We start from the raw sequence: 19,474 nt of genomic DNA on the forward strand, positions 1-19,474 counted from the left end.
CGGATATAACTATGCTGCATTAACACAATAACACCGATCCTTCTTTTATTAATCGCCGCTGACCTGTCTTGCGGCCTGCATATGGCCCGCTTACCACCACCAAATATTCTCGAATGTTTTGACGGGATAGAACAAATGATCGGCAATGCCACGCGAGATATCACCAAATCCTGTCCTTATTAGGACCCTGAAGGTTTCGCCTATTTTATCGTCAAACCGGTTATTGCATATTTGGTGCGTTCTGTCGTGTTTCGCCCTATTCTGGCGTCGGTTTTATTCATTAACCATATCTTTTAATACTTGCGGACTAATCCCATTTTATTGGTTTTTATAAAAATAATATGGAATATCGTATACGGCATGATAAGTGCTTTATGAGTTTATACCTTGCAGCGATGGCAAGGTATATTTGGACATTGGCGTCCAGCTGCCCTGAGATCAGGTGGCTAGACGCCTTTTTTTCTCGAACCCGGGCAGCTTTCGGACCGAACGCAAACTCCGACTTTCGAGAAAAAACCATGACATATCTCTCCCAGCAGTTTTTAAAGACCGCCGCCGGTAATTATTGCCGGCTCGACAATAAACAAATACCCATCCGCTACCTCAAAAAATTCGCCGCTACGGTAACCGCCTGTCTTTTTCTTGGTTACATACCAACCGCCTGCATCGCCGACGAGAACCTATTGCCATTTCCAACCGAATTCAATCTGGGTGATGAAACCAGGCTCAAACTTGAAATGAATGAGCGAATACGTGGCGAATTTGCTGATTGGTTCGGAAATCAGCAGGCCAATGGGAAGGTGACTCCAAAAGAATATTCCTATAATTTTGTCGGCAACAAATTCCAGTTGGGTGCGCGATTGACCAACAGCTTCTCAGAAAGCTTTGCTCAACTGCAGGACACCCTGGTTGCCGCATTGCCCACTAACGGTTTAGGCGTCGGGGCGGCTTATTATCAAAACAGGCCACCCGAAACCACGCAAAACTCGGTATTCTTAAGACAGGGGTGGTCAAAATTAAAATACAACGGCTTCTTCCTCTCCGGAGGGCGTCAACTCTACTCCGACGGCGCACAAGGAACTGCCAGGAACACAAGCCTCAAGTGGATACAGGATACGCGCATCGCTCAACGTTTGATCGGTCCCTTCGACTACACTCATACGGGAAGAAGTTTCGACGGCGGCGCGCTGGGGTACAGTTCGGATAGCATCGAAGTGTCTGGCTTCGGCTTTGTTCCTACCTGGGGCGGCTTCGAAACCGACGGCATGCCTGAAATCAGCGGCGTCGATGTAGCGGGCGCCTCATTAAACCTGCGCGATACCGGTTTCCTGCCGAATGTGCTGGCACGCCTTTCATACTATTATTACGGCGACAATAGAAACATAGCAGCAGTCGACAACAGTATTGCCGCTACACAAGCTAATGGTCTCCCTATCAATATTCACACCCTAGGAGGATCGATTGCACATGTCATCCGGATTGGACCCGGCAATTTAGACGGCATGCTTTATGCGTTCGGGCAAGTTGGAAAATGGCGAGCTTTGAATCAGGCCGCCTGGGCTTATGGCGCCGAATTCGGCTATCAATTCATGGATGTATGGGCCAGTCCCTGGCTGCGTGTAGGCGTCAATAGCGGATCTGGCGATTCGAATCCCCACGACAACACACATGGGACTTTTTTTCAAATGCTTCCAACGGCTTGGCTGTATGCTCAGTTCCCATTTTACAACATGATGAATAATCAGGATGTTTTTGTTCAAGCCGTTCTAAAACCGCATCCTATGATCACCACTCGCATAGATTTCCACTCTCTCAGTGTAAATGCCAGTAGCGACCTGGTCTATTCGGGTAGCGGTGCGACCAATAATACGCTATTCGGCTATTCAGGCATGAAAACCGGAGGATACCTCGACCTTGCCTATCTGGCTCACGCGTCTGTAAATTTTAAGCCTCTGGATTTTTTACAGTTTAATGCCTTTTACGCACACGCGTTCGGGCAAAGCATCCTAAGCGCAAACTACGCCGGCAATCAGGGCAACTATGCATTTTTGGAGGCCGTTGTTTCATTTTAAGGTATCTCGAATTTACATGCCCGAGTCTCGGCCTGCCCAGCGGCTGGAAGTAGATGCGAACACTGCTTTTAGCCGCTCGGCCTGTTTTTGGTGTCTCCTGCCTTTGACGCTTATCTGCCCATGATCAACTTTACCTCCGCTTTTTGACACCCTCGGACACTATTTAAGCTCGCAAAGCGTTAGAATTGTATGCCTGTTATTCATTGAGTACTGCCCATGCCTTCACTGTCTGCCATTTTAATCACTAAAAATGAAGGGCATAATCTGAACGATTGCCTTGCTTCATTAGCCGACATTGCCGATGAAATCATTATTGTTGACAGCAACAGCAACGATGATACGCTTGCCATCGCCCAGCGCTATGGCGCCATCGTCTCCCAGCCCGAGGATTGGCCGGGATTCGGCACCCAGAAAAACCGGGCATTGGATCTCGCCACCAGCGAATGGGTGTTATCGCTGGATGCCGATGAACGGCTTACGCCTGAGCTCAGAATTGAAATCCGGCACGCGTTAGCCTACGCCAACGAAAACACCTGTTTCGCGATACCCCGTTTATCCTGGTATTGCGGACGCTATATGAAGCATTCCGGCTGGTATCCCGACTATGTCGCGCGTCTGTTCAAACGCGGTACGGCGCGCTTTTCCGATCACCTCGTTCATGAGCGCCTGATCGCGCAAGGCAAGGCAGGAAAGCTACGGAACGCTTTACTGCATGAATGCTTCCACACTGTGGAAGAAGTACTTGATAAAATCAACCGTTATTCCAGCGCAGGCGCCGAGCAGCGTTACCAGCAAGGTCATCGCAGCAGTTTGACCAAAGCCGTATTCCACGGCTTATGGACTTTTTTCCGTACTTATTTTATCAAAGCCGGGTTCCTGGATGGGCGGGAAGGTTTCATCCTGGCGGTTTCGAATGCGGAGGGCGTGTATTATCGCTACCTCAAGCTGATGTATTTAGAAGACCCTCGTTATTCGGCGCGCATATCAGCCACTAAATCGCATACTGCCAACTAGTATCCCACGGGGCAAGCCCCCTCTCTACGTTCGCCTGCTTTTTCCCTATCTAATACGCATAAAAAAACCCTCTCCGATCAACTCGGAGAGGGTTCGATTCCTCTTTCAATCTCTCAGCTTCAGGCCGCCGTCACCGGCGGCCCGCTTCCGATTAAATGAACGATGGGATCAGAGGCGCGTCGATCTGTACGATCTGACGGGTGCCCGATGCATCGAAGAAGAACAGCAAGCCGGCGAAACGGCTGTCCGGATCGTAGATGATGTCGGCCAGACGATATACTTCCCATGCTGCGTCGGACGCCTGTACTTCTACAGTGCGGCTTTCGCCCGGAGCGATCGGTGAATTGTCGCTTACGGTCAGGCCGTCTTCCGCCAGCAGGTCTTCAGGATAGCCGGTGGTGTCTCTGTAGACGTCGGAATCCAGGAAGCGTACCGATGCGGTGTAGAACTCGCCCAGACGGATCGGGCTGTTGCCGCTGTTGGTGATGGTCAGCTTCATGCGCATTGCACGGCCAGGTACGCGGTAGGTTGCATCTTCAACCTTGACGGATACCGTCGGCTTCGGCAGATCGATCGGTTTGATACCGCGCATCGTACCAGCCTGCAACGGGATGGTGATCGGGTATTTGCCGTTCGCGCTGCTCATCGCTACGACGACGATCAGTATGGTCGCCGCGGCGAATGCTGCGCCTACTTTACGATCCAGCGGAGTGACGATTTCGTCTGCACGCCCTGCGTCAACCAGCAGAAGACGCGGCAGGAATACCGGACGACGTACCCAGTACAGGATCCATGCCAGGCCAAATACCGCCCAGAAGATGTGCCAGAATGCAATGTTGCTTTCCTGGTAAACTTCGAGGTCTACGGTCTGACCGGTCAGCGTGGTTACAGGATTCTTGAAGTCGGAGAAGGAACCGCCTTCGATGGAGATCCATTTACCCGGCCCGATGATCGGACCGCCGCCCTGGACGCTCATCATGGTGTGGACGTGCCAGTCGCCAGGACGACGCGCTCTCAGTACGACGCGGAATTCGTAGGTCTTGCCAATTTCAAGACGTACGGAACGCGGCACCAGCTGACCGCCGATGTACGACTCCTTGCGGATGAAGACCGGGCCGGGGATACCGATGTTCAGGAACGCGACATCGGGTTCGGCTACGGTTTCAGGCCAGCCTTCGAATACGTGGAATTTACCAGTGATTTCCACGTCTTCGTTGACCGCCACTTTTTCTTTTGACCATTTCAGGTCAAACCAGTGGATGGTGCGCATACGCATGAACGCTGCCTGGGATTTTTCTCCGTGGGCAGAGGCGCTCGGCGCGTACAGGCTGGTGGCTGCAACCGCCAGCAACAGGCCCAGCAGGGACCAGTTGGCGATCCGGGTTCTGATTTGTTTCATATGTTCCTCCTCTTTCGAGAATGTTCGTGTTTCGGCTGCTACGCGCTTGCGCGCTTCGCGCCGACGCTAATGTTTTGTCTTTCCCGACTTGAGAGCGTTCAGGTCGCCCTTGTGCTCTCGCATCTCATGTCTTCAAGTCTTCGTCAAACGACTAGGTCGACTTGATGAATCTGACGGTTGCAAACCAGCGACCTACAAAGTGCCAGATGAAGTAGATCAGGATGGACATGAACGCTGAGAAGAACGCTGATACCGGCGCTACGTCTTTACCGAAAGTACGCAGGGTGCCTTTTTCCACCATGCGGATGTACTCGGGTGTGCCGGTACGTACGTAGTTGTATCCGATCAGGTCGGCTACGGACAGCAGCATGCCGTTGTATTCAACAGGTACGTGGTACGGTGCGATGATCGGCCAGTTGCCCGGATAGAAGATCAAGCCCCAGCCCATTGCCCCTACGACTGCGGTGAACAGGTAGCTGCCGCTCAGCAACAGTACGGAGTCGAGCAGGATGGCGCCCGGTACGATCTGCGACGGGAAGCACATGGTGATCGGGAAGTAGGTCCAACCCCAGAAGTTGAAGTAGCGGTTGACCCATTCGCCGAACAGCAGCGCCAGTACGCATACGGTGGCGCCCCATGGCAGACGCAGGCGCTCCCACATCCACGATTGTACCGCCGCAGGGAAAGTGACCAGTACGATCGGTACTACGGTTACCCATAGACGGCGATCTTTCCAGTCGATCCAGAAGTCCCAGTCACCCATGGTCAACATGGCGTGAATGTGGTAGGAACCGCAAATTACAAAGAAGAATATGAACAGGCCCAGGTAGTCGACTGTACGTGAGACTGACACTGCTTCGGCATGTGACCGAACCGCAGTTTGTAGTGTGCTCATGAGTTACCTCCAATTTTACACGTTTGGTTGTGTAGTGCGGGACCGCGCCCCTCGCTCGCGCTTGTCGCGCGGTCCGCCCTACGCTCTTGGTTTTCGAGGGTTTGCCATCGGCGCTTTTCGCTGTTTTTCAGTTCAGCCATCCCCGCTTCCGGCCCGCCTTCTTATTTTGAAATCAAACCCTGATCAACTGCTTCGCACAGCTGTTTGCCGATCAGGTTGTTGAAGCTGTTGAATATCTGGGTCAGTACGCCCATTATCGACAGCGCCATCCAGCCGAAGAATACGAAGCCGTAGTGCAGCGGCGCTACGAACAACTCTTCCATGAACCAGAAGGTGTGACCCCATTCGTTCAGACCTACGTTCGGCAGGATCATGAACGGACCGACTACGGTGACCAGGTACGGCAGGGACAGGTCCGTCGCAAAGTACGGCAGACGGGTCTTGGCGTACAGGAACGATGCAAAGCCGGTGATGATGTAGATCGGGTAGCTCAGGTAGAACTCGATGATGTGCGACGGGGTGAAGTCGGTGTCGCGCACGATCGTCTGATGCCAGGTGCCGTCCTGCTCGGTGAAGTAGCTGGCGCCCCAGTAGATGGCCCATGCGTACGCAAATACCCATACCACGTGGGTCATGTTGCGGCGCAGTTCTTCGCGCGGGGTGATCGCAGCCAGGTTGCGATCGCGGGTTTTCCAGATGTAGCCCCACAGCAGCGATGCGGTGCTGATTTCAGCCACGATTTCGATGTACAGGAAGTTCATCCAGTAGGTTTCGAATTCCGGTGCAAATGAGTCCAGACCGGCTGACCAGCCATAGACGCCTTCGTACCAGCGTACCCACATGTAAAACACGGTGTAGATTGTAAATGCAAATGCCAGCCACTTGATATCAAGAATCGGCTTGTCGTTTGCAGCTACGCCATCAATTGTCGTTGCAGCCATTTCAAATACCTCTTTGTTGAGTTTATTCCCGGGATAGCTCCCGGGCCACGTTCTTGGGTTACCTGGATGCGACGGTTTTTGCGTCTTGCTGCGCTTTTCACCGACAGAGCCAAGTGCGCGACACTTTGTCACACCCCCCTCTGACTGTCAACCCTAATCTACGTTCTTTTTTTAAAATATTTCAGGTTTATTACAAAAATCACGCATACACAACTTGTTAGTTGCGGCAGCTCGCGGCCAGCCTTATCGGGCGTCAGTACGGATATCGCAATCAGAGACTATGCTTGCCCGGCCAGGAATATTGCTCGCCTGGGCGCGGGATAGCCTTCACGGGTTTTTTGAGGATTACCCGGATCGAGAAAATCCGGCAATGATTGAAAACGCATCCAGCCAGTGCTGCGCTGCTCTTCGCTTGTGGTCGGGGATACGTCCAGCAGACGCGGATTACCAAAGCCGCAGCGATTCAACCAGCCGATCAGGGTTGCGGGGGAGGGAATAAACCAGACATTGCGCATCTGGGCATAACGATTTTCCGGCAGTAGCACCTGCCCTTCCTCGCCCTCGATCACCAGCGTCTCCAGCACCAGTTCGCCGCCGGGTTTCAGCAAGCCGCGCAACTCCAGCAAATGATCGAGCGGCGAGCGACGATGATAAAGTATGCCCATGGAAAATACGCTGTCGAACGCGGCCAGGCCTGCCGGCGCCTGTTCGATGCCCAGGGGCAGCACATGCGCAGGCCATTGCCGCCCTAGAAAATGCTTGATTGCGTAAAACTGAACTACGCTGAGCAGCGTTGGATCTATGCCGACAACCAGATCCGCGCCCGCGCCCAGCATACGCCAGACGTGATAGCCGTTGCCGCAGCCGACATCAAGTACGGTTTTGCCTGCCAGGGGCTGTATCGCGCCGCTCAGGCGCCTCCACTTCATATCCGAGCGCCATTCGGTATCGACATGCACCCCGTGTATGCTGTATGGCCCTTTGCGCCAGGGGTGCAGTTGCCGTAATAAAGCTTCGATTTCGTTACGCTGTCCGCAATCGACAGGCTGCGCGGCAGAAACCGATACGATATCGGCATCGAACGCAGGCGCGGCAGATTCGACGTGCGGCAGCTGAGCCAGCAGATTTTGCCAGGTGCCGGCTTCTCCGTGGCGCTTCGCATCCAGAACGGAGGAAAGCTGCTCCGGCAGAACATCCAGCCACGGCCTCAATTCGGAAGGGTAGCGGGATGCCAGCAACCCGGAATAATCGAACGCGCCGCCAAACATACGTCGATCAGGCGCGATTACGCTACTACGGAGCCGCGGCGCGAAGTGACGAATCCGTCATATAGCAGATACATCACGCCTACGGTAATCGCTGAATCGGCCACGTTGAATGCCGGCCAATGCCAGTTTTGATAAAATACGTCGAGAAAGTCAATGACGTAACCGTAGGCGACGCGATCGATCAAATTGCCCAATGCGCCGCCCAGCACCAGCGACCAGGCTATGGCTTCACGTTGCCGCCCTGCATTGAGTTTTTTCAGCCAGACGGATATGCCTATGCTGGCAGCAACAGAAAGCGCGATGAAAAACCAGCGCTGCCAGCCGCCCGCATCACTGAGAAAACTGAATGCGGCGCCATGGTTGCGCAAATAGGTAAATTGAAAAAAAGGCAGCAGTTCTATCGTTTGATAGAGCTGCATGCTGCCGTCCACCATCCGTTTGCTGAGTTGATCCAGCACCACCACCAGCACAGCCAGCCAAAGCCATTTCAACATAGTATTCTCATGCGCAGCAACGCTGTTCACCCGGACCCGCCACATTTTCCACGCAACGCCCGCATAACTCGGGATGCTCCTCATGCGCGCCGACATCGGCACGGTGGTGCCAGCAGCGGATACATTTCGAATGCGGACTCGGTGCGACACGCAACTGCAAACCTTCGATCTCGGTCGGCAACGCATCCGCCGGAGCCTGATCGGCAGGCCATATGACGGCCTCCGATGTAATCAGCACAAATCGCAATTCATCACCCAACAGACTCAAACGGTAATGAACGTCAGGCGAGCAATACAACTCGACTTCGGCATCCAGCGACGAACCGATCTCTTCGCGCACACGCAGGACTTCCAGTTCCTTACCGATCGCTTCGCGCACGGCGCGCACGAAATCCCATTCATCGCGGGCAAGAGCATGGCTGCCGTCAAACCCGAACAGGCCCTCGTACCAGGTCGCCAGAAAAACCGAATCCGCGTGTCTGCCGGGCAAAAAACGCCATATTTCCTCGGCGGTAAAACTCAATATCGGCGCCAGCCAGCGCACCAGCGCTTCGACGATATGGTACATCGCCGTCTGCGTCGAACGGCGCGCCAGACTGCCGGGTTGGCAGGTATATTGCCTGTCCTTGGTGATATCGAGATAAAAACTGCCCAGATCCACCGAACAGAAATGATGCACCTTCTGGTATACGAGATGGAAGCTGTAATCGTTATAAGCCTGTATTACTTCCTGCTGCAACTGCGCCGCCCTATCGACCGCCCAGACATCCAGCGGCAGTAAACGATGCGAATCGAGCAGATCGATTTCCGGGTCGAATCCGTTCAGGTTGGAAAGCAGATAACGCGCGGTATTTCTGAGACGCCGGTAGACATCCGCAGTGCGCTTCAGAATTTCGTCGGAAACGCTCATCTCGGCGCGATAGTCGGTCGCCGCCACCCATAGGCGCAGAATATCGGCGCCCAGAGTCTTCATCACCTTCTGCGGCGCAACCACGTTGCCGCGCGACTTCGACATTTTTCTGCCTTGCGCATCGACGGTAAATCCGTGCGTCAGCACCGAGCGGTAAGGGGCGCAGCCTTGCATCGCCACCGAAGCCAGCAGGGAAGACTGGAACCAGCCGCGATGCTGATCGGAACCCTCCAGGTAAAGATCGGCGGGGAATTGCAGATCGTCGCGGCGCGACAATACGCAGGCATGGGTAACGCCGGAATCGAACCAGACATCCAGCGTGTCACGCGTGCGTTCATAAAACTCGACATCGTCGCCAAGCAGTTCACGAGCATCCAGGTCGAACCAGGCGTCTATGCCGCACTGTTCGACGCGCTGCGCTACCGCCTCGAACAAACTCGCCATATCGGGGTGAATTTCGCCGCTTTGCTTATGCACGAACAGCGGAATCGGCACACCCCAGTTGCGTTGACGCGAAACGCACCAGTCGGGACGGTTCATCACCATGCCTTCGATACGCGCCTGCCCCCAGTCGGGTATCCAGGCAACATCGGAGATTTCACGCAAGGCCTGCTCGCGCAGGCCTTTGTGGTCCATCCCAATAAACCACTGCGGCGTGGCCCTGAAAATAACCGGGGTTTTGTGACGCCAGCAATGCGGATAACTGTGCTCGATACTCGCTTCATGCAACAGCGCGCCGTGTTCCTGCAAACATTCCACCACCTTGGCGTTCGCGGACAGCACATGCTGGCCGGCAAAGAACGGCGTGCCGTGTACGAAGCAGCCTTCACCGTCAACCGGGTTGTCCACAGGCAGCCCATACTTCAAACCGGCGACATAGTCTTCCTGACCATGTCCCGGTGCGGTATGAACCGCGCCGGTTCCCGCATCCAGCGTGACATGATCGCCCAGGATGACCGGCACCTCCCTGCCCAGGAACGGATGCAAAAGCCGGACGCCTTCCAGGGCCTCGCCCTTGCAGTAGGCGACAACGCGATACTGATCGACGCCATAGCGTTGCATGGCGTCCTTCATCAACCCTTCGGCCAGCAACAGCCTCTCGCCTTCGAGCTGTACGACGACATATTCCAGTTCAGGATTCAATGCGACCGCCTGATTGGCAGGCAAGGTCCACGGCGTAGTCGTCCAAATCGCCACTGACATAGGCCCCTGCCCCGACTGACCGGGTACTGAATGACAAAGCTCGATCACATCGTCCTCATGTACCACGCGGAAACGCACATCGATAGCCAATGACCGTTTGTTCTCGTACTCGACCTCGGCTTCGGCCAGTGCCGAGCCGCAATCGGTACACCAGTGAACCGGTTTGGCGCCCCGGATCAAATGCCCGTTGGCGTAAATACGCGCCAACGAGCGAATGACATTCGCCTCGAAGGCATAGTCCATACTCAGATACGGTTGCTCCCAATCGCCGAAAACACCGAGACGCACAAATTCGTCACGCTGCAACACCACTTGTTGCGCGGCGTAATCGCGGCAGGCGGCGCGAAACGTGCGCTCATCGACCTTGACACCGGCCTTGCCGATCCTTTTTTCAACCATCAGCTCTATCGGCAATCCGTGGCAATCCCAGCCCGGCACATACGGAGCATCGAAACCGCTCAGGCTCTTGCTCTTGACGATAATATCCTTCAACACCTTATTGACCGCATGACCAATATGAATCTCGCCGTTGGCATAGGGAGGACCGTCGTGCAGGATAAATTTGGGACGCCCGGCGAACGCCTCCCTGATCCTGCGGTAAAGTTTTTTTTCCTTCCAGGCCTGCAGTTGCTCGGGCTCGCGCTGGGCAAGATTCCCCTTCATCGGAAAATCGGTGCTGGGAAGATTGAGTGTAGCCTTATAGTCAATAGTCATGTTGTAACAGTCAAAAGCGGGTTCGTTGCATGGTGCTCGAAATAAGCCCTGGCGGATAATACATCCTGTGTTATCTGTTTTTTGAGGGCGGATATGTCCTGAAAAAGCTGCTCGTCGCGAATTTTATGATGAAAATAAACCGAGACTCTTTTTCCGTATATACTAGCATCGAAATCAAAAAGATGAGTTTCGAGTCGAATATCATCCCTGCCACCCAGCGTCGGCCTGACGCCGATGTTGGCGACGCCTGGTATGGGTTGGGCGGCTATGCCGCCCATTGTAACGGCAAAAACCCCCGAAATTGGCGCTGTTTTACCAAAGACGCTCATATTGGCGGTGGGAAAACCGATACTGCGCCCCAGCCTGTTCCCCTCGATCACCCGCCCGCACAGGAAGAAAGGCCGCCCTAGCAAGCGCGTAGCCAGCGCCATATTGGACGCGCTCAGGGTTTCGCGTATCAGCGTACTGCTGACGCGCACCCCGTCGAATTGTATGGATCGCGTATCCGCAACATCAAAACCCGCCGCTGCGGATACGGCGCGCAGCAAGGAATAATCGCCGCTGCGCCGGTTGCCGAAGCGAAAATCGTCTCCTATCAATAAATGCCTGACGCGCAACCCTTCCACCAGAACCCGCTGAATAAAGGTTTCCGGCGGCATTGCGGCAAACGCGGAAGTAAAGCGCAGCAACAGTACCGCATCGACCGGAAGATCGCACATGCAGGCCAGTTTTTCGCGTAAGCGAGTCAAACGCGGCGGCGCATCCTCCGGCCTGAAATACTCCAGCGGCTGCGGCTCGAACAGCACGACGACAACCGGCAAGCCGCGCCGAGCGCCCTCATCGGCCAGCTCGCAAATGATGGAGCGATGTCCCAAATGCACGCCGTCGAAATTCCCGATAGTCGCCACGCATCCATCGGCAAATTGGGGCAATGCCCAGACCCCCCGGATCAATCGCATCGCTGAATTCCCGCCGCTGCTGCAACCGGGCGTAGCGGCGCATGTAAATGACGCCGGCGCACCCCGCCAAGCCAGAGCACGGAAAAATAAACGCCCGTCCCGCCCGCGACCAGCACGCACAAGCGCAGATAACTATTTTCGATAGGCATGATCAATCTCAAGCTTTGCTTGTCCCCGTACAGCAACCCAACCGCCATAATCAGCGCTGCAAATCCGGTTCTCAATAAAAACAAACCCCAGCCCGGTCGCGGACAATATATACCGGTTCGTAACAGCTTATGCAGCAAAAACCCGCCCTGCAGCAATGCCGCCAGCGCTGTCGATAAAGTCAGTGCCGCATGTCTCCAGCCTTGAGGCGCTGCCATGAACGCCAGCGCCACACCCAATCCGCCATTGACCAGTACCGCCAGCAAACCGCTCGTTAAGAGGGCTCCACTGTCATGCCGGGCCGCATAGGCCGAAGATAGCACGCGAACCGCAATCAGACCCGGCAATGCCGGCGCATAGGCCATCAAACTCCGCGCCGCCATGACTATATCGGTTTCTCTCGCGGCATCCGTTCCAAATACGCAAGCCATCAGCGGAGTCGACAACATTCCAAGGCCGAGCGCAGCAGGAAGGCTTATCAATGTAACCCAGCGCAGCCCCCAATCCAACACTTCGGAAAAATGCGCGCCGTCGCCTTGCAGATGCAAATTGGCCAAACGCGGCAGGATAGCCGTTCCCAGCGCCACGCCTACCATGGCCACAGGCAATTCGATATAACGGTCGGAGTAATACAGCCAGGATATGCTGCCCGACATTAAAAAAGAGGCAAAAAAGGTGTCGACGAGAATATTCAACTGGGGTACCGATACCCCAAGCAGAGACGGCATGACGCCACGCAAAAGCGGCCAGGACTGCCGGAAGCGCCGCAAGCTGAAATGCGGGCGCGGAACATGGCCGGTATAAGCAAGCGCGGGAATTTGCAGCGCAAACTGCAGCAGGCCGGCCAACAACACCGCCCAGGCCAGCGCCATGATCGGCCGATCAAGCAAAGGCGCGAACCAGATTGCCCCAATAATCATACATAGGTTCAACAGGACCGGCGTAAACGCAGGCACGGCGAAATGTCCACGGCTATTCAGTATGCCGCCGGCAAACGCCGTCAGCACGATAAAAAAAAGATAGGGAAAGGTTATGCGCACCATGTCCGTACATAGCGCGCTATCCAGGGGTTGCGCAAACAAACCCGGCGCAAATACGGCTATCAGCAACGGCGCGGCCAGGGTACCCGCCAGAGATATCTGCAGTAATAGGAGAATCAGCGCGCCGAACAGCGTATCGACCTCAAGCCTCCCCTGTACGCCGCCTTTCCCGTCCGTTCCTCGCAGCAAAGGTAAAAACGCCAGAGAAAAACTGCCGTCGGAAAACAGCCGGCGTAAAAAATTGGGAATACGGAATGCAACCAGAAACGCATCGGTAGCCGGACCGACGCCGAAATAGCGCGCTATAACCACATCGCGCGCAAACCCCAACAGCCGCGACAACATTGTCAAGCCACTGACAATGGACGACGACTTTACAAGATGGCCGTTCAGAGCGTTTGCCTCAAATACCGTAAAAAGCCGCTATCGTATCAGGATATCGCGAAATATCGTAGTTACAGCGCAGGTTATAAAGTCGTGACGATTTTTCTATATGACTGAATTTGGCTTTGTCTGACGGAACGAAGGTTAGATATGCGAGACCGGCCATGGCAGGGATTCCGTAGCCGGGCATCCATCGACGGATGCGTTGCACAGTTAATCGAACGACACGCTTCCGCCTGTCTCGGCAGCCTCATCTCCAAACCCGAAATCTGTAGCTGGATGCTTACGAATCGCAGCCTCCAGCTCATCAACCGGCATGGGCCTGCCGAAAAAATAGCCCTGATAGGCATCGCAACCATATTGCCTGAGAAACGCGTACTGCGCATCGGTTTCCACCCCCTCGGCTATCACATCCAGCCCCAGGCTGTGCGACATGGCAATAATAGCCTGCACGATAGCGGCGTCATTATGATCGATAATAATATCGCGCACGAAGGATTGATCTATCTTGATTTGATCCAGAGGCAGCTGTTTGAGATAGAGCAACGAAGAGTATCCCGTACCAAAATCATCCATGGAGAAGCGCACACCCAATGTCCTCAGTTGCCGCATTTTAAGTATACAGCCCTCTACATCATCCAAAACCATGCTTTCCGTCAGCTCCAGCTCAAGCTTGACCGGATCAATGGCGTATTTCCTCATGCACAGACTGATATAGTCGACAAAGCCCTTTTCACGAAATTGGCGCGCGCTGACATTAACCGCAATGCTTAGCCGGCTCAACCCCGGTTCGCTCCGCCATTTCGCCAATTGCGCACAGGCCACATCTATCACCCAGCGGCCTATCGACTGAATCAAACCGGTATCTTCCGCTACAGGAATAAATTGGGCGGGTGTAACCGGCCCCAGCGCCGGATGCACCCAACGCAACAACGCCTCAACACCCAGCGGGTGTCCGCTTATATCCTGCTGCAACTGATAAAACAGTCTGAACTCCTGACGATCCAGCGCGGAGCGGAGCGCGCTTTCAAGCTGATTGCGCGCTTCCAGCGCAGCCTGTATGGACGGATCGTAAAAACACCAGGTGTTGCGCCCGTTGGACTTGGCCTGATACATGGCGGTATCGGCATAAATCAGCAGATTTTCCAGACTGTCCTGATGCCCCCGGAACAAGACAACCCCGACGCTGGGAGTAATGTGGTATTCAACATCGCCCAGCCGGAACGGGCGGCAAAGATCCCCGCGTATCTTCTCCGCGACGGTTTCCGCCTGAACCGCAGCCTCATCCGAGTTGGAGCTTAGACTCAGCAGCACGACAAACTCGTCGCCTCCCAAACGAGCAACGCTATCCTCCGCGCGCACGCATTCTTTCAGGCGGCGCGCCACTTCGATCAGCATTTTGTCGCCTATACTATGGCCCATGCTGTCATTCAAGCGCTTGAATTGATCCAGATCGAGCAGCACCAGCGCGCCATATCGTCCGCTGCGAGCGCTGGCCGACATGGCCTGATGAACACGGTCGCCGAGCAGTCGACGGTTGGGGAGATTGGTGAGCGGATCAAAGTTGGCCTGCTCCCATATCAACGCGTCCTTACGCTTTTTCTCGGCGATATTCTGCGCGAATACGAAACTGTATTCTTCACCGGCGTAGGCGATATAACTGGACGTTACTTCGACAGGGAAAATCGCTCCGTCCTTACGGCGCTGACGAGACTCCGATTGCGAACTACCCAGACTTTTGAGTTTTTCCCACGCGGCAAACCAGATGCCGGGAGATGAATCGGGGTCGATATCCCAAATGGACAGGCCGACCAGGTCTTCGCGCGCGTACCCCAGGCTTTCGCAGGCATATTCGTTTGCATACACAACACGCCCTCTGGGACTCAACCAGAAAAAACCCGCACAACTCTTGTTGATGGCGACATGGATCAACTCCTGATTACGCCGGGTTTGATTGCGTTCGGTAATGTCCTGCACGATGGACCAGATATACTGCTCGCCGTCCTTCCCTGTCACCAGCATGCCGTTAAGCTGGACGGGAATCAGCCGTCCGCTTTTCTGCCGGCATGTTTTTTCATACGGACCATAACGGCCGGTCTGCGCCAGAAATTCCAGCTGTATCGCTTCCTGATCATGATATTCCTTCGGCGTCAGCATCCAGTAATCCAGCGCCTTCAATTCCTGCTCCGAATACCCGCATATTTTGCGGAACGCCTCATTAAATTCCATGTAGCGGCCATCCATACTGTTCAGCGCAATGCCGAGCGGCGCCAGCTCGTAAAACCCCCGCAGCTTTTCTTCGTTTCGCCGCAGCTCGGCTTCAGCCTGCCCGCGCCCGGCCAGCAATGCGGTAATCGCCAACTCGGACAAAACCAGCGTGAGAATATAAACCCAGAGCAGCAGCATCCCCTGTTCCAGGGTAAGCTGAGAAAACGGCGTAGCCTGCCCTGCTGCAAGCCAGGCGGCGACCAAAGAAAACATCGTCACGGCAAATGCGGAGCCCGTCGCCTCAAAACGTAAAGCAGCCCATACCGCCATAGGCAGGGACAACAGCGCCATTGGCAGCAATACCCCGCCGCTATCCGCATGAAGCGCCCCCCATCCCAGCAGAGCAGCCAACAGGCTCCACAACAAGAACTCCAGAGAATGCCGGCGCATGGCGGTCAGGTTCTTGCTCGTCAGCGTCAAAAGCAGCGGCCCGGCCAGCAGCACGCCAATGAAATCCCCCATCCACCATGCCAGCGCGGCATTGATAAACCTGCCGGAGGGCGCCGGACCCGCGAGCCACAGTATAATTGCGCCGCTCAACGCCGACACCAGCGTACCCGCTGCTGCCGCCAGACAAAAAAGAGGGATATCCTTTTGGCGGTCAAACTCGGCATGGAACCCGGCACGCCCCAGCACGCCGGCGATCAGCAGCGGAGCAAGCGTGCCCCCGGTTGCCAGTCCTGCCGCCGATAAAACGGGTACGCCGATAAATAGATCGCCTACGAACGCGCCGACAAAAACGCCCGGCCAGTATGTTCGCCCCCAGCGCAACAAAACCGCTACCGCGATACCGGCGGGCAGCCAGAACAGGCTGATATTGGAGCCTGCATAAGGCATTGAAAACCCTAACAAGCCAAAGACAACGTATGTCAGCGCAACAAGCAGGAGTTTACCTGCGTATCGGTACTGCTCCGGTTTTAAAATACCTTTTGACACCTGGTTATGCCCAGAAATTAATGCAGCGAAGAAATATCGATATTTAAAGTGTGCGGCTTATCGCCTTTAACTGTCTATCTAGGGACAAACAATAATACCAACAGTGCGGCAGAAAGCAGAAAAGAAAAGTTTTTATTGACAACGACACATGCATCCCGCCATAATTAAGTGCTAAATATTGCACAAGGTACACCCTTGTCATCAGGTTAGTTGTGTTCGACCTGGGAACACAGCCTGTTTCGTATCGATTCACACATGCTTGTGCCGGCTCTTTGCCGCATATTGAGAGGTTAACTTGGCAAACATCGCTTCCGCAAAAAAACGCGCCCGTCAGTCCGAAAAGAACCGCGCACACAACGCCGCAGCACGCAGCCGCCTGCGTACGTTCATCAAAAAAGTCATACTGGCCGTGGACGCCGGCGACCTTGAAAAGGCGCGCAACGCCTTTGCCGAAGCCGTGCCGGTTATCGACTCGTCCGTGAACAAAGGATTAATCCACAAAAACAAGGCCGCACGCAGCAAAAGCCGGCTAAGCGCTCACCTCAAAACACTGGCGCTGAAAAACGCAGCCTAACTGCTGCATACCGCGCAAGCAGGCACCCCACTAACCCTAATAAAAAGGGTTTTAAGGGGTGCCGAGACGCGGTAGCTACGCCCTCACTTGAAGCTCGACGAAGTATTCAAGGATTTACTACCAGATTATCACGATGAATCAGCTCCGGTTCATCGACATAGCCTAAAAGATCCACGATACGCGAGCTTGGTTTACCCATAATCCGGGCAACTTCGTCGCTACCATAATTCACCAGCCCCAAAGCGACACGCTTACCCTGGGGACCCAGACACAACACCAAATCGCCGCGACCAAACACGCCCTCGACACGCCGCACGCCAACCGGCAACAAACTCTTACCCTCATCCTGCAGCACCCGCGCCGCGCCCTCATCCAGCTCCAGTACGCCTTTCGTTTTAAGCTGCCCGGCCAGCCAGCGCTTACGGGCGACCATGGGCGACACATCCGGCACCAGGAAAGTACCAATATCTTCACCGCCAACAATGCGCGGAATCACATTGGACTCCTTGCCGCTCGCAATCACCGTCGCCGTGCCGGAACGCGCAGCAAGCCGTGCGGCGCGCAGCTTGGTAAGCATGCCTCCGCGCCCCAGCCCGCTCAAGCTTTCACCCACCATACCACCAAGCGAGGGATCGGTAATGCTCGCCGAACGAATCAGTTTCGCATCAGGAAAAACACTGGGGTTACTATCGTACAAACCCGCCTGATCTGTCAGAATAATCAGAAGATCGGCCTCCAGCGCGTTCGCCACCAGCGCAGCCAAAGTATCGTTATCGCCAAAACGGATTTCCTCGGTTGCAACCGCGTCATTTTCATTGATGACCGGCACCACCCCCAATTCCAGTAAGGTGGTCAAGGTGCTTCTGGCGTTTAAATATCTCTGCCGATTCGACAGATCGTCATGCGTCAACAAAACCTGCGCGCTATGCAAGCCATGATTCAAAAAAAGCGACTCGTAAACCCTGACCAGACCCATCTGCCCGACCGACGCAGCCGCCTGCAACTCATGCAGGGACGACGGACGCACGCTCCAGCCCAAACGACTCATACCCTCCACCACGGAACCAGAAGATACCAGCACCGCTTGCCGCTGCTGCTGCAGCTCCGAGATCTGGCGCACCCACCCGGCGATCGACTCGCGATCGAGACCGCGCCCGCCACCGGTAAGCAAGGCGCTGCCTATTTTTACGATAACACGCCCGGCACCGGCAAAATCACTCCTCTGAAACATCCCGCTCCCGCCTGCCTTGCTCCAAAAACTGCATAATCGCGAACATCAACTCGCGCACACCATCACCTTTCAATGCGGAAACAGCAAAACAAGGCCCCTGCCAATCAAGCGCATCACGAATAGCCTGACAATGCGCATCAACCTCCTCCGGCTGCAAACGATCTATCTTGTTCAACACCAGCCAGCGCGGCTTTTCATCCAGGCCCTCACCCCACTGCTCCAGCTCGCCTATCACCTTGTGCGCGGCTTCAGCCGGCGCATCTTCGCCTTCGTAAGGCTGCGCATCAATCACATGCAGCAACAGCCCGGTGCGGCTCAAATGCTTGAGAAACTGCACGCCCAGACCGGCGCCGTCGGCTGCGCCTTCAATGACGCCGGGAATATCCGCCATCACAAAACTTCGCCCCTCGCCGACACTGACGACACCCAAATTGGGATGCAACGTCGTAAACGGATAATCGGCCACCTTGGGACGCGCCGATGAAACGTTACGTATCAGACTGGATTTACCGGCATTCGGAAGTCCCAGCAAACCGACATCGGCAATCAATTTAAGCTCAAGGCGAAGCAGACGCCTTTCGCCCGGCGTACCCGGAGTCGCCTTCTGCGGCGCGCGGTTTACGCTGCTCTTGAAACGCGCATTACCTATCCCATGAAATCCGCCCTGGGCAACCAGCAAGGTCTGCCCCGGAACCGTCAGATCACCCAGCTCCTCATCGCTCTCGGCATCGTAGATCACCGTGCCGGTAGGCACCTTGACATAACAATCCGCGCCTTTCTTTCCGGTGCAGTTGTTACCTGAACCGTTTTCGCCGCGCTCGGCGCGATGCGTCGGGTGATAACGAAAATCCACCAGGGTATTCAGATTATTGGAAGCAACCAGATAGACGCTGCCGCCGTCGCCGCCGTCGCCGCCATCCGGCCCGCCCAACGGAATATATTTTTCACGCCGGAAACCGACGCAACCGTTCCCGCCGTCCCCGGCCTCCACTCTGACACTGGCTTCGTCAACAAATTTCACGACT

14 protein-coding genes are annotated in these 19,474 nt (G+C 55.1%); 3 read left to right on the forward strand and 11 right to left on the reverse strand.

Translation table 11 applies throughout. From position 1 onward, the window contains the following. Positions 1 to 341: 341 nt before the first annotated feature. Complete coding sequence (locus F6R98_RS16105; RefSeq protein WP_228124922.1) at positions 342 to 2,072, forward strand: alginate export family protein; 1,731 nt, start codon at positions 342 to 344, stop codon at positions 2,070 to 2,072. A gap of 216 nt (positions 2,073 to 2,288) precedes the next feature. Next, positions 2,289 to 3,086, forward strand: a complete 798-nt coding sequence (locus F6R98_RS16110) for a glycosyltransferase family 2 protein (RefSeq protein WP_153249926.1) — start codon at positions 2,289 to 2,291, stop codon at positions 3,084 to 3,086. Between the two features lie 151 nt (positions 3,087 to 3,237). Here F6R98_RS16110 and amoB read toward each other — a convergent pair whose 3' ends face one another. The 9 genes from amoB to F6R98_RS16155 all read right to left on the reverse strand — a co-directional run bounded on the left by amoB (position 3,238) and on the right by F6R98_RS16155 (position 16,644). Further along, complete coding sequence (gene amoB / locus F6R98_RS16115) at positions 3,238 to 4,485, reverse strand: bacterial ammonia monooxygenase, subunit AmoB (RefSeq protein ID WP_153247437.1); 1,248 nt, start codon at positions 4,483 to 4,485, stop codon at positions 3,238 to 3,240. 151 nt (positions 4,486 to 4,636) lie between these two features. Next, positions 4,637 to 5,380 (reverse strand): bacterial ammonia monooxygenase, subunit AmoA, encoded by a 744-nt coding sequence (gene amoA, locus F6R98_RS16120; RefSeq protein ID WP_153247436.1) that lies wholly within the window; start codon positions 5,378 to 5,380, stop codon positions 4,637 to 4,639. A gap of 161 nt (positions 5,381 to 5,541) precedes the next feature. Beyond that, positions 5,542 to 6,321 (reverse strand): bacterial ammonia monooxygenase, subunit AmoC, encoded by a 780-nt coding sequence (gene amoC / locus F6R98_RS16125; RefSeq protein ID WP_153247435.1) that lies wholly within the window; start codon positions 6,319 to 6,321, stop codon positions 5,542 to 5,544. Positions 6,322 to 6,599: 278 nt separating this feature from the next. After that, positions 6,600 to 7,589: a tRNA 5-methoxyuridine(34)/uridine 5-oxyacetic acid(34) synthase CmoB gene (cmoB, locus tag F6R98_RS16130; protein ID WP_153249927.1), complete on the reverse strand. Its 990-nt coding sequence runs from the start codon at positions 7,587 to 7,589 to the stop codon at positions 6,600 to 6,602. A gap of 17 nt (positions 7,590 to 7,606) precedes the next feature. Continuing rightward, a complete protein-coding gene (gene lspA, locus F6R98_RS16135; RefSeq protein WP_153249928.1) occupies positions 7,607 to 8,083 on the reverse strand; it encodes a signal peptidase II in 477 nt (158 codons plus the stop codon). A gap of 7 nt (positions 8,084 to 8,090) precedes the next feature. Beyond that, positions 8,091 to 10,910, reverse strand: a complete 2,820-nt coding sequence (ileS, locus tag F6R98_RS16140) for an isoleucine--tRNA ligase (protein ID WP_153249929.1) — start codon at positions 10,908 to 10,910, stop codon at positions 8,091 to 8,093. Continuing rightward, positions 10,907 to 11,869: a bifunctional riboflavin kinase/FAD synthetase gene (gene ribF, locus F6R98_RS16145; protein WP_153249930.1), complete on the reverse strand. Its 963-nt coding sequence runs from the start codon at positions 11,867 to 11,869 to the stop codon at positions 10,907 to 10,909. The genes ileS and ribF overlap by 4 nt, the downstream gene beginning before the upstream one ends. Next, a complete protein-coding gene (murJ, locus tag F6R98_RS16150) occupies positions 11,860 to 13,449 on the reverse strand; it encodes a murein biosynthesis integral membrane protein MurJ (RefSeq protein WP_228125257.1) in 1,590 nt (529 codons plus the stop codon). The genes ribF and murJ overlap by 10 nt, the downstream gene beginning before the upstream one ends. Before the next feature lie 204 nt (positions 13,450 to 13,653). Then, on the reverse strand, positions 13,654 to 16,644 hold the full coding sequence (locus F6R98_RS16155; protein WP_194269982.1) for a bifunctional diguanylate cyclase/phosphodiesterase: 2,991 nt from the start codon (positions 16,642 to 16,644) through the stop codon (positions 13,654 to 13,656). 295 nt (positions 16,645 to 16,939) lie between these two features. Here F6R98_RS16155 and rpsT point away from each other — a divergent pair, with 295 nt between their 5' ends. After that, positions 16,940 to 17,218: a 30S ribosomal protein S20 gene (gene rpsT / locus F6R98_RS16160; protein ID WP_153249933.1), complete on the forward strand. Its 279-nt coding sequence runs from the start codon at positions 16,940 to 16,942 to the stop codon at positions 17,216 to 17,218. A gap of 106 nt (positions 17,219 to 17,324) precedes the next feature. Here the strand turns inward: rpsT and proB are convergent, their stop codons facing one another. Beyond that, positions 17,325 to 18,449 carry a glutamate 5-kinase gene (gene proB, locus F6R98_RS16165; RefSeq protein WP_153249934.1) on the reverse strand — a complete coding sequence of 375 codons (1,125 nt, stop codon included), beginning with the start codon at positions 18,447 to 18,449 and terminating at the stop codon, positions 17,325 to 17,327. Next, on the reverse strand, positions 18,433 to 19,470 hold the full coding sequence (cgtA, locus tag F6R98_RS16170) for an Obg family GTPase CgtA (protein WP_153249935.1): 1,038 nt from the start codon (positions 19,468 to 19,470) through the stop codon (positions 18,433 to 18,435). Before cgtA ends, proB begins: the two co-directional genes overlap by 17 nt. Between the last annotated feature and the right edge of the window lie 4 nt (positions 19,471 to 19,474).

It is taken from the genome of Candidatus Methylospira mobilis (assembly GCF_009498235.1).
GTDB lineage: Bacteria > Pseudomonadota > Gammaproteobacteria > Methylococcales > Methylococcaceae > Methylospira > Methylospira mobilis.